Consider the following 13,371-nt stretch of genomic DNA (forward strand, 5'->3'; position numbering starts at 1 on the left):
GTGTACGTACGCTGGGACCAGGTGTCGAAGACGACCTTCTCCCAGGTATGGTCCGGGTGCAGGGCGGCGACTTCGCGCCCGAGCGGATCGTACATCCTGAGCGTGCTGACGCCGACCCGCACATCGCGCTCATATCGGTGCGTATCGGTAAAAAACGGCTCGTAGCGGCGAACCGGCAGGCCTTTGTTGTTGTAGACGGTCCAGCCGTCGCCGACCCAGCGAACCGGCGCGTCCTCGGCGTTCATCGCAGGGCGTCCGTTCTCAAGGACGATAGCGCCGGTATCCGGGTCACGCTTCGGCACCGGTCCGGGCTCCGCCGCCAGCTTCTTCTGAATCTCGCGGCCGAATCCGTCGTAGTAGGCGAAGCTGCGCTGAATCGCCGTCCGCTCGCCGGCCTTGAGCTCGGCGTCGTGCGTTTCGCGGGCCAGCGTTGAGATGGCAGCCGGCTCCGGCCAAAGTTCGCTCCGCGTCCGCAGGTACGCGAACCAATCGTAGACGAGCCGCGTCGTCGCCGACCCCAGCAGCTCATGCGCCCGCTCCGCCGGCGCACGCAGATAGGCGAGCGTCTCGGCCTCGGTCAGGTCGGCTGCGAAGCCGTCCAGCGAGTCGCCTTCCCGCGGCGCGTCCCCGGTCTTGCCCATGACGGCCGTCCCCGTCACCAGACCGAGCGCATCGAAGCGGACAGCCGATCGGTTGCCGTTCTGATCGGCCACGCAGGCAGGCTGGAGCGCACGGTAATCCGTCTCCAGGACGGAGACCCGGTTGCCGAGCGCATCCGTCGTCTCCAAGAGCAAGAGATCGTAGCGGTCATAGCGTACGGCGACTTCCGTGGGGAAAGCTTCGGTATGATACGGATCCCGATAGCGGCGGATGGCATAGAAATGCGCCTTTGCTTCGGCGAGCTCCCTCTCCGGCGTATCCTCCGTCTTCGGCGAATAGAATGTGAGGCCGGACGGCGCCCACCAGCGTTCGTCGCCCTCCAGACGTACGTATCTTCCTTCATCCTCGAGCAGCTCATGAGCTGCCCACCCCCCGTATACGACGTCCAACAGGCCGGGCGTAAACGCGAGCCGGTAGCTCTCGTACGGGATCGCCCCGGCCTCGAGCTTTCCGAACGGCAGCGGGCCCGACAGATCGTCGCGGCGGTAGCGCGTGCGCGTCTCCGTTAACAGACGCTTCTGCAGCGCGATCGTATCCGGGCTCGCTTCGGGCGCGAGAACGGCGGCTTCGGCACAAGCCTCCGCCGCTTCGGCAAAGGTCAGCCGCCGCCCGGCCGTCCGAAGAACCGGGCCCGTCAACTCGTAGCGGCGGGTGGCGAACGGCAGCGGCGCCCGATAGCCGCCGGCCGTTTCCGCCGCGTTCGTATATTCGTGCTCCGTATAGACGAGCTTCGTCTCGCCCTGGAATTCCTGATCCTGCGCGTTCAGCTCCGGATCGGGTTCGGCCCGGCCGTATGCGACGGCCGCCGCCTTCAGGACGTTGCCGTAAGCGTCGGTCGCAAGAGCCAGCTCGTGCTCGATCCGGGGATCGGACGCGCCGCGCTCGCTGCGGACGACTACCGTCTCCCGCGGATGGACATCGAATACGCCATGCCGGCCGCTCCCTTTGCGCTGCAGGCAGCGAACCGCGTAGCTATGCTCGCGCACGAGGTACGCGAGCCCCTCTCTCTCCGTACCGTCGAGCGCATAGATCTCCTGGCGCAGCGGCATGCCCCGCAGCGCCCGGTACGCTTCACGCCGCTCTTCTTCTGCCCAGTCGGACGGGAGATCGACATCGTCGAGCAGCGGACGCCCTTCGCCCCCGACAGCCGGAGCGGTATGTCCGAACAGGCGGGAGCGGCTCCCGCAGTCTCCGGTATGGTACCAGGTCTTCGTAAGCGCGGGCGGCAAACTAGTGTACGAATCGGCATTCGTAACGCGCCGGAACGTATCGTTCTCCGCCGCCTCGGCATATTCCTCCGTATCCCACTGCTCCACGAGCGCGAAGCCCCGGAATTCGCGCTCGATGCCGTCATAAAAGCCGTCGTGATACGCATAGCGGGTGACGAACCGGCTGCCGCTGACGCGGTCGTATGTCTCCGTTCGCTCGAGCGTCTGGACGGGGAACGGCAGCTTGGTCGGCCAGGGACGCCCCGCCACCGCGTCCTCCGCATAATACTTCGTCGACGGCGCGTAGCTCAGCTTCGTCTCCGTTCCCAGGTTGTTCGCGATGCCGGTGAGCAGATTCGGTTTGCGCCCGCCCAGCAGATCCGCATACTTGATCGCCGATTCGCCTTCGGCCGGGCGCGGCGCCGACCAGACGAGACAGGCGGTGCCGGTCCCGAGCAGATCGACGACATCGAGCGCAGCGTCCGCCGGGATCGATAAGCCGAGACGGTACGGTCCGCTCCAGCGGTTGCCCGACTGGTTGAAGTACAGCGCGATGCCCGCCTGCCCGGCGTACACGATGTCGGTCGTGCCCGACCCGTCCAGATCGGCGAGCCGAATCCGGCTCCGGTCGAACTGATCGGGATAGTCGAACCAGGGCGCGTCGTCCATCGCGACCCTGGCGCCGAACCTGCCGTAGTCGAGGTTCGGCCGGTACCAGACTTCGCCGTTGCGGATGCGGACGAGATCGGCCAGGCCGTCGCCGGACATGTCCGCGAGATAGACGGACTGCTCGCCGTCGGCCAGCTCGAGCCGCGGGCCCCGCTCCTCGTCGTCGAAGCCGGCCGTACGCGAGGCCGGTCCGAAGCCGTCCGTACCGAGGGACGGATGCCAGACGATGGCATCCCGCTCGGTGATCAGAATGTCCGCCCGGCCGTCCCCGTCCAGATCCGCGAACCGCAAATTCGGATCGTCCCAATCGAGGTTCGGCAGGCTGACGAACGGACGGTCCGGCTCCCAGCTGCCGTCGGCTCGGCGAGCCGAATAGCCGGGGGTGACGCCTCCGAAGCTCGCCCATTCGAGCCGTCCGTCCCCGTCGAGATCGACGAGCTGTCGGCCGCCGGCCGCCGCGTAGGCGGGCAGCGGCGACACGGGCTCCAAGGGACCGAGCCGGCCGCCCCCGAGGTTCGGCTTGTAGTACCAGGCGTCCGCCTGCTTCGTCAGCACCCCGGTCAAGCCGTTTCCTTCGAGGTCCGCCCAGCGGTAGTGGGCGCCGTCCGCGCCCGCCGGCAGGTTGGCCGCGCTGTCCGCGTCCAGCTCCCGCGTCTCCTCCAGGATGACCGCTTTGCCGTATTCCAGCTCGAGGGGCGGGTACGATTTGCGCAAATAAACGCAACGTCCGTCTTCGTCCGTCTCCAGCGCCTGTTGCCGGACATAACCGGTCTGCGTCACGGAGCGGAGAAACGATGCGAAGCGGCTGCTCCCCGGATGGGCGAGCTCTTCTTCGGCCGTATAGTCCCTGCCGTATTCGAAGTCTTCGTACCCGAACTCCGCCGCGCGAACGAGGCAAGGCACGCCGCCAAGCTCCGGGAAGCAGTGAAACATGAGAACGCGGCGGCAGCGGCGGTGCGTACGGACCTCGAATCCGGCGCGGTATTCGGAGAACGGATCGGGACGCGAAGTCCAGCTCCCCCGCTCATCGGCAGTCGCCCTAACGTACCGGTGCTTGGCATCGGCCGGCCGCTCGGGCTCGGGATCGAACGCCTCCGCATGCCCCTCCCCGTAGTCGAGCACCGCTTCGAATAGCCATTCGGCGGCCGAGAGATCGGGCTCGATCAGACGGGAGACGCGGTTGCCGTAGCGGACGCGCTTCAGGTAGCGGCCCGCCGGCCGCTCGCGGCCCTGCTCGGAGGCAGCCATCCGATCGATCCCTTCTTCGTCCTCCGCTTTGTACTCGTAGACGATAGCGTTGCCCTTGTCGTCATAGCTCTCGCAGAGCAGCCAGGAGAATGTGCGCCGGTCCGGATCGGCTGGGTCCGATATCCGGCTTTGAGCCGTCCCCCCGTATACCGACGTGACATTGTCGCGGCTGACGGCTCGCCAGTGGATCGCGCCTGAATCCAGGCGCGTCCAGCGTTCGATGCGGGCGTATTCGGTCTCGGTCCGGGGTCTGTAACGGTCGATCCGGTAGCCCTCGGTCCCGGCCGCGGCGGCGAGACCGGAATCGTCCGCTTCCCGGACCGGGACCAAATCCTCCGCGCCAGCCAGCACGTAAACGTCGGATTCCGCTTCGTCGCGGTAGACCGGCAGCCCCTTCTCGGTCTTGCGCGAGATGTACGGCAGGCTCAGGCTCCAGCCATAGCCGAACGGCCCGTTGCCGGCGCCCGAATCGTAGGTCAGATCGAGCCGCGGCCCGAAGCCTGAACGTCCTGGGCTGAGCGGCAGCGGCACAGTGAAGGTGCCGGTCCCGGAAGCAGGATTGGCGGCGAACGTCTCGCCGATGCCGCGGATCGCCCCGCCCCCCTTCGGGAGGGAGACGGCCGGGGCGCCGCCGGGCGGCCGGCCGCCCCCGTCTTGCTCGTATCGTTTGTTTTCAGCCATGCTGGCCCTCCTCTCAACCGACGGCATAATCGAGGAGCACGAGCAGATCCTCGATGACTGCCGGATTCAATCGGTCGTGTCCGTCCACGGACGATTTCAACGCATCAGGCAGGCCGAAGACGGACGATTCGGCAGCGCTCAGCACCCAATCCCCGAAGCCCTGGCCTTCGCCGGAAACGTCGAACGACGCGGACGGCAGGCCGTGCAGCACCGCTTCGTTCGATACCAGCGGCATGGACAGCACGGTCCCGGTGACCGGAACGGCAAGCGTCAGAACCAGCTGCGGGCCGGTCGCCGGATAGACCGTGCCGTCCTTCAGCTTGAGATAGCACTTGACTCCGCCGACCGTCAGGCTGCGGCCGCGGTACCGGTACGGGAACCGGGCGCCGTCCAGCTTGAGCGACAGCGTCTGGGCCGTATCCGCGGGGAGCGGATGCAGGAACCGGTGCCACTCCGCCGAATATTCGTGGCGGACGCTGATCAGCCGCTGCAGACTCGGCTGAGGCGGCAGCTGCGGGATCGGCGCGCTTGTCGTCCCCTGCGGTCCCGCAGGCTCGAATACGGCGCTCGCATAGGCAGCCTGACGCAGCGTATCTCCGCCTTCCCGGGCCGTGTAGTTGAGATGAAGGAGCACGTCGCCGATCGTATCGAAGTCGAACGCGTTCGTCTCCTTCGGCAGCTCCAGCCTCCATTCGGATACCGCGCCCGCCCCTTCGAAGGGCAGATAGCGCTCGTCGCGGAACGACAGCTCGAACAGGCCGGCATCGTTCTGCGCATGGCTGAAGGCGATCGATTGGACGGCGGCGAAGTCGTACAGGAACCGCGTATCGTCAGGCTGCATCTTGTACGGCGCAGCCGGCGTCTTGGCCGCGCGGATGCGGCTCGACATGAGCGTCAGCCTGCCGTGCACGCCCGTATGCGGACCGGCCACGCACGGGATGGAGAGGCTGACCGTCTTGAGCCGCCGCATATAGTGGCCCGGATGGTCCATGTCGAATAATTCTTCGGGAAGCTGAATCGTGCATATCCCGGTCTCTTTGAGCGCGATGAGCGCGATCGGGTCCAGCTGGACGAGCGAGACTGTCTTGGTCAGCTCGTAGTCGCGGGCGTTCTGCTCCTGGTAGGCGAGTTCAAGCCGCTTCAGGTCCAGATGAAGCCGTTCGCCCGCCAGCAGTCCCTTGCGCAGACTGTCCCAGTATCCGAACACGATGTAGCCTGATCCGGTCAGCCCCCGCTCGAACCGGTACGCCATCTCGGCTCGCTTGGCCGTATTGTAAGCCAACTGATACGTTTGGAAATAGAGTGTCGTCAGCTGGTTGGACATCCACTGGTACAGCTCGCGGCTTGTGTACTTCTCCAGCAGGAACCGTTCGACTTCCTCCGCCTGCTCGATTTGCCGGTCGTGATTCGCCAGCTCGCGCTCGGCGATCGAGAGCCGGATCCCGGCGGCCGCGATTTGTGCGTCGATCTGCTGCAGCTCGCGAGAGGCGGTCTCCTGCTGAAGCAGCCATTCGTCCGATCTTCGCTTCTGCTCGCCCATAATGCCGCTCATCGAGGATGCCGTGCCGAGAATCGAAGCGAGCGTCCCCATCGCCTTGCCGAAGGCGCTCGCTGCGCCACCCACATTCGAACCCCCGTAGCGGGCCGTGACGAACGGCGTGCTCGCCCAGCCCGCCACACCGACATTCATATCCGGAACGGCGTGGCCGATGGAGGACGCGAGCTCCGCTACGCCCGCGACCCCTTGCAGGACGGCAGACCCGCCCAGCAGGACGAGTTGTCCCAGCTCGAAGGCATTCAGACCCGCATCGAGAATTCGCTTGTAATGGTTGAAGCGGTACTCCGCTACCGCCCTGGATTTTTGCAAGCCCTCCAGCACCTTGTTCGCTTCCTCGATCTGATAGAGCTTAACCTGACGGATCAGCCGGTTCATGGACGACTCATGGCGGGCGCGCAGTCCGCCCAGCTCCTCCGCGTCCTTCTTCTCAAGCGCAGCGAGCAGCGCGGCGCCCAGCGACTTGACCTCCGCGCACAGTTCCTGCGCCAGCGGCATGACGGCCGCGAACCGGTAATGGCCGAGCGGCTGCGACAGATCGGTGAGGACCGATCCCGTTCCCCCGCCCGCGCTCGCCGCGATGACGATCGCCGCCGGATCGAGAGGCGCTTCGAACAGGGACAGACTCCTCGCGACGCCTTGCAAATTCAACCCGTTGCGTATCTTCTGCAGCCGGTCCTCCACCGTGTCCCAGTAGGCGAGCAGCTTGTCGTTCTGCGGAATTCCGAAGTACAGCGATCTGCCTACGCCGGTGCCGACCGGCGCGCCGGACGGACCGACCGCGGGCTGCACCAACACGTACGGGAAGCGGTTCTGAATATCGACCAGCGCGTTCGAAAAGTCGTCAAGTCCGCCCTGCAGCAGCTCGGCATACGTCTTCGCCGACGCCTCCGTCAATTCAGGGATTCGCTCCGGCCGCGGACCGAGCAGGCTCGCCGCCATGACGTACAGCTGAGTGGCCTCGTTGATCGACTCCATCGTGTCCCGCGCGAACAGATCGTCGCCCCAGGCGACGAGCGTATCGATGTATTTCATCACGACGGCCTTCTGATAGCTGCTGATCCGCATCCTCGCGATCCGGTGCGGCTCGAACGGATTCTCCCGCCATTCCGCGATTTGAAGCTGCAGCATCTCCTTGACGGCTGGATCCCCGTCCGGGTCGGCCAATACGGTCAGCAGTTTCCAGATCCGGTTCTCCTGAATATTCGTATGGAAAGGCAGGAAGCGCCAATATTTGGCCGCTCCTTCAAGCGCGGAATCGACGGACGGATTAAACACCGCGTGATACCACTTCAGCGCCTCCGCATAGCGTTTCTCCTTCGTCAGACGGTCAGCGAGCAGCATCGGGATATGGAAAAACAGCTCCCAGTTGTAGACGGCATACGCCCCTTGGTCGCCAAAATCCACGACTTCCTTTACGTTAAACCCGGACGCTGCGGAGGTCGGCCGGTAAAGCCGGTTGAAAACCGTATCTCCGTCCGTCTCGTTGGTCAGTTTCTGCGTCTCCAGGGACAGCAGCCCTTCCACGCCCCGTTCGTTTAAGGTCTGCACGAAAGCGCGCGTCAGCGGGTGATACAAATTTTCGTAATTCAATACCGGTCCGCTATTAACACGGCTTTGCTCCGCGTAATACGTGCGGTGCCGGTCCTGCTGGACGAACGCCAGGTCTTTCCTGCCTTCGTCGAACGCAAAATGCGCAAACGCATTGTAAGGCATGACGAGCCGGAACGGTCCCTGCGCCTGGTTCAATGCCAGAATCGGCTCTCCGTACGGCAGCTCGCCCTGAATGCGCGGGATGATCAAGGGATGCGTCGAGCCGCATTTGAGGAACAATCCGTCCATGTCCACGCCGCTGGGGCCGAAGACAAGCACCCGGTTGCCGCCGGCATACGGCTTGACGACGACGCCCTTTCTCGTATCGTCAAAAATAAACTGTCCCCATTCGAAAGATTCGTAACTTAGCCCCGTACTGAAAGCAAGCCGGTAATCCCTCAGCACGACAAGCCCGAGATTCTTTTTGCCGTTCTCGTAAACGGCCGTCGGATACAAGCGATACAACGCTTTGCTTGCTTGTTCGTCGTCCGTCCGCAGCAGCAGCTGCAGCAGCAAATGATCGTCCGATTGGCGCTTGGCCGTCCAGCGGCCACTCTGGTATTCGCTCCAGGCGAGCCTCATGACGAGCTGCTCCTGCGTGCTTGCCGGCGATTCGCTCTGCGGAACATTATCCTTCTGGTCGGCCTTCTTCTCCACGACGCCCCAGAATAAGTACAGGCTTGACTGGTGCAGCACCGGAACGACGTGATCCCCCTGGATGTCCGCTTCGATCTTGATCCACGGCGTCCACTTCCGGCCTTTGCGGATGCGATGGTAATACGCATGCGGCTTGGCGTACGTTCGGGCGAACAAATGAACCTCGCCGTTATATAGGGACATCGCCCGAACGTCCAGACGCGCGATATCGTCCATTTTGGATACGTAGCTGCCGAACGCGTCGGCGACATTGGCGTCGTTGATATCCTTTTGCAAAATTTCGGTTTCGAGCTCCTTGAACAGCGGCGTTTTATCGTCGCGCAAATCGGGCTCCGCCCAATTTTCCGGGTAAAGGAAAATTTTGCGGTTGGCCTCCCAGGTCCGGTAGTTTTTCACCCATTCCCACTGCTTCGCGTTGATCAATCGGGGCGGAACATTCGGCTCCAGATTCAGCAGGCAGCGCTGTACGAACAGCTGGACGGAAGAGACGGCCTGCTTGATTCGCGACGTCTTCATCTCGGCATTCATGCCGACGTCGATCAGGAAAAATTCGAACAGCTGGTTCCCGTCCCGGATCCCCTCCAGCCGGATGACAGGCATCTCCAGCACGAAATGCACCAACGCGTCACGCCATTGCTCGCGCAATCCGTTCTCGACGGCCGCGGCGTACTGCCGCCAGGATTGCTCGCTGTGTTGCGACTTGGCCGCGTTTTTAACTTCAAAGGCGAGCTGCGCGTTGGGCTGGAGCAGGTTCCAGGACAGCCACTTGACGGCGGGAACGCGAATGCGCTCGGACAGCAGAACGGCATCGCGGATCGCCGGAATGCGGTCCGGATTCGCCAGGTCCGACGGCTGCAGATTCCATCCGGCCGGTCCGCCTAACGCGAGCAGATCGCCGGCGTCCCACCCCGCGGCTTCCGACCAGGCCTGCAGTACGCTGTCCCGGCTCGCTCCGGCCCTCTTCGCGCCGGCCAGCAGTTCGGGCAGACCGGGTGCGTCGGGAAGCAGCAGCCGCTTCGCATAACTGTACCGGGTCAGGAGCCGCCACTGCGCGAACGAGGCTCCGGATTCCGCTTCGGACTCCGCCGCGCCCGAGACCACGCGATCCAGACTGAACCCGTCAAAGTCGGCTCCGTTTGCCCGTACATAGGCGATATCCTCTTCCTCCCATCCCAGGCTGCGAACGATAGCCGCCGCTTTGTCCAGTCTTCGGTAGGCTGGCAACAGAAGCCCTTGGTCGGTTCCCAGGAAGTCGTCGATCAGGTAGGCGCCGGGCGTCTTGGCGTTTGCCGAATGAAGCGTCTTCTCGATCAGTTCGGCCAGGACGGTCTCGGTTAATCCCAGCTTGTCGGCCAACGTCTGAATGGCGAACATGCGCCGTAGCGAGCCGGCCGTCTCTTGACCGTCCTCCTGCGAAGCCGCCGACTCGTCGATGCGGTCGTAGCCCGCCCGAAGTGCTGAGGCCAGCTTGGCGACCGTCGCGTCGGTTGGCGCCCGCCCTTGGTTCGGCAGTTCCCTGTTGCGGAACCAATAATTCAGCTCGCCGATCCGAAGGCCTTCCGCTTCGATTAAGCGGCGATAACGGATGAGCCGGAGCGTCTCCACGGGAGACCCGAACGGAGCGATCCCGGTGAAGCGAAGCAATGCGGCGAGCTCCGCCATGGACGTGGCAAGCAGCCGGCCGAGCAGCGCGCACCGGTACAGCAGGGATAGATTGGCCAGCGTTAGGAGCGCCCCGGATTCGATCAGGCCGGCCGATTCGAGCAGCGCCGCCCAGTCGGAATCCTTCAGCCGAAGCACCGCCAGGATCTGCGCCTTCTTGGCGGAGAGCGGCAACGTATGGCCCCGGATCTCTTGACGGTCGTCCAGCAGGGCAAGATCCGGATCGGGCGGATTCGCGACCGCCTTATTCTGGAACAGCTTCGCATACAAGCAGTCCGGTCCGTGCGTATCGAGCGGGCTCCACAGAGCAAGCAGCTCGGCTTCCGTCGCCAACCGTTCGCCCAGCTCCCTTCGGATGCGGCGCATATCGGCATACTTGACCAGAAATGTCCCCGGCTCGCTGCCAAACGCCGCCAGAACCCGGTCGAGATCGGCGAAGCCGACCCCAAGCCTGCGCGACAGCCTGACGAGTCGGTGCATCCGGCGGAGGGGAGTCCGGTTGTCGTTCTCCGCGCCGCGCAGCCACATCGTGTTCAGGTCGCAGGGATCTCCCTGCGCGGCGACGACCACTGACGGAACCGCCGAATTCGGGTTGAGATAACGGGTGTTCAAGAGCTCCAGCAGCGATTCGTACGACAGCTTCGTACGTGCCAGCAATTCCGGAACGTGGCAGAGATATTGGCTCCAGGGCAAACTGCACCGCAAATCCTCCTGCGGAATAAGCCCGAAGTTGTCGGGATCTGCCCAATACAGATAGCCCCACTCCCCTGCTGTTCCGCCGCACCTGAGCTCCAATTTGATGGCATAGGGCACGCCGGCCTGCATTGGAATCGGGCTCGTTATGCCGACCCCGGGGTTCGTCTCGTTCCATCTGTCGAACAACAGCTGTCCGTTCAGCCACAGCCGGTAGCCGCCCGTACAATCGATTTGGATCACCTTTTGCTGCGACGCCGACAGCACGATCGAACCGGACAATCGGACACTGAATTTGGCGGGAAGCGTCGATTCGGGCGGCCCTTCATCCCAATCGAATGCGACCTGCGGTTCGACGCGGGCAAACAGCGGATCGCCGGACAAGTCGAAATTCGGATAGTACTCCCCGAGCAGCCCCTGCGACGAGATCGACTCGAAGTCGTACCCGTAAAGCGACTGCAGCGACCGTCCAGTCTGTTCCTCCCAGATCTCGCGGTCTCTTCGGGACAAACCGAGGTATTCCGCCGCTAGTGCAGACTCCCCGTGGCGCTCGGGGAATACCGACAGAAGGGTGTGCAGCTCGGTCCCTAGAAGCCCGAGATACGCGCGGATCTCCTGCAGATCCTTGTCGTAGGGAAGACCGAACGGGTATAGATAGTCCTTGACCGCGGCAGCCGCTTGAACGGAGATCGATTCGGGGAACGTATCGCTGTATTCCCGCTGCACGCCGAGATCCTCGGCATCGCTATCCGGCGATGTGTTGTTGGCGATCGGAACGCCGCGCGCAATGTAGCTCTCCAGCACCTCGTTCACCAGGTCGATATACGGGATCTCCACGTTCGTATTCTCGCAGGTGAGCTTGATATGCTCCAAGTCCGGCCGGTGGCGCCGCAGCACGTCGATCGGCCGGACATATACGCCGGTCGGCAGCGTCTTGGGGTTCAGGAACTGCAGGAGGTCGACATAATAAGCCGCCGCACTGTAGACCGACCGGCACTGGGCGCAGTCGCACATGTCGATCCTCCCGAACAAGGCGGCCCAGTCCGGGAACGCCTTGCGCAGCGATTCGGCGAGCGCGCTCCCGCCGAGCGCGGCGGGATTGACGTCGTTCATCGCTTGATAAACCGAGGTATACAGCTGCGTCGCCGTCGCGTAAATCTGCTCGGCCTGGGCGTACACGCGCTGCGCTTCCTCCCCGCCCCCCAGCGCCTCGCCGAAGCGCTCGACGAACGCTTCCTCGCCGACGCCGGCAACGCTCATCGCCGAATCCAGCCCGCTGCCCACCAACTCGGCGACATGCTCCGGCTGCGACGTAATTTGATAAACCCGCTGTATAGCCTTCAGACTGGCGATATCCTGCTCCGTCAGGACTACCTCTGCCGCCAAGCCCGCTCGCTCTTCGTTGCGTCCGGCGGCCATATACTCGTCGATGACCGTCTTCTCGATGTCGAAATCGGCGGATTGCTCCAGGAAACGCGCCAGCCGCTCTCTCGCGGGATTGCGAAGGATACCCGTCCGTTTCGCTTCGTCGAGCGCGTCATCCGCATTGAAGTGCGGAAACATGCTCCGCTCTTTACGAAGCCAATCTTCGAAGGCTTCGTGCTCCGTTCCCGCCTCCTCGCGAAGCGGCGCGGCTTCGGTATGGCTTTGCTTGGCCGCGGTCCGGAAGGCAGCGGGAACGGCGGGCCGCTCCGAGAGGAAACGCGCCAGCGCCAGCCGGCGAAGCGTCGGCTCGTCGGACTCGGACTGCAGCATCCGGTCTGCGGCCGCAAGTGCAGTCTCCCTCCGTTTCTCCGCCAGCTCTTCGAGCCGGGCAATCGATTTTACACGCGTCCCCTCGTCGAGGTCGGGGATATATCGGTGCTGTGCAGCCTGCTCCAACGCCCTTTCCCACTCGCCGGAGGGCAGGGTCGCAAGTCCTTCCGTATGGGCGGCAAGACCCGTGCGAAGCAGCCCGTAATAGACGGATGCAGGCACGGCGCCGCTCTCCCGGCTCAGCCTGTGCGCCGACCGCCAATTTAGCATGCGGTGCGGGGAGATGCCGCTCGCTCCGGCCGCGTATTCGGCTTGCTCGTCTGTCAAGTCGGCCGTATCCGCCTCGGCGAGAAGCGGCGCCAGCGCGGCTTCGATTTGCTCCCATTCCGTTCCCGCGCGTTCGACCGGCCGCAGCTGTACGGCCACCGATTCGATCGCCTTGGCCCTATAGATGACCGGCGATTGGAACGGCTCGTATTCGCCGTCCGGATGCTCGGCACGGATGAACAGGTCGATCGTTTTGCGGCCGGACTGAAGCAGCGGCTCGCGGTCGTATTCGATCTGGTAGCGTCCGCATTCATCCGTAACCGCTGAGCCGAGTTGCGTTTCCTCCCGCAGCGTGCGGTTGAACAGCTTCACGAGTACGCCTTCGACCGTGACCGAACCGACGGACACGACGCCGAATACGCGGCTGGTTGATTCCTTCGTCAAACGTTTCACGTTCCTTCCGCTTCGTTTTGATCTTTTGGTATATCGAGTGATACTATTTTCGCTTTCCCATTTTATTGGGAATGATTACCTGAAACAAGTGACCTCCGTCACATCATACGGGTTGAAAAGTAATGACACGGTCAACGGAAAATCGGACTTCCGGAGGGGATAGCGGAATGCGGGTTTTGTCATTTCTCGTCGAAAAAACCTGCACCGTGAGAGCGGCTGGCGATGGATGTCATGCAAAAAAAGCCCGAACCTTTATGTTCGGGACTGCTT

The 13,371-nt window shown here is 63.6% G+C and carries 2 protein-coding genes; both read right to left on the minus strand.

From position 1 onward, the window contains the following. Window positions 1–4,466 (minus strand): SpvB/TcaC N-terminal domain-containing protein (locus KVT38_RS15650; RefSeq protein ID WP_306795319.1); only part of this gene is annotated, 4,466 nt, incomplete at its 3' end. A gap of 13 nt (window positions 4,467–4,479) precedes the next feature. After that, a complete protein-coding gene (locus tag KVT38_RS15655; protein WP_217594667.1) occupies window positions 4,480–13,101 on the minus strand; it encodes a Tc toxin subunit A-related protein in 8,622 nt (2,873 codons plus the stop codon). Window positions 13,102–13,371: the final 270 nt, after the last annotated feature.

The organism is Cohnella sp. GbtcB17, assembly GCF_019091135.1.
Lineage (GTDB): Bacteria > Bacillota > Bacilli > Paenibacillales > Paenibacillaceae > Cohnella.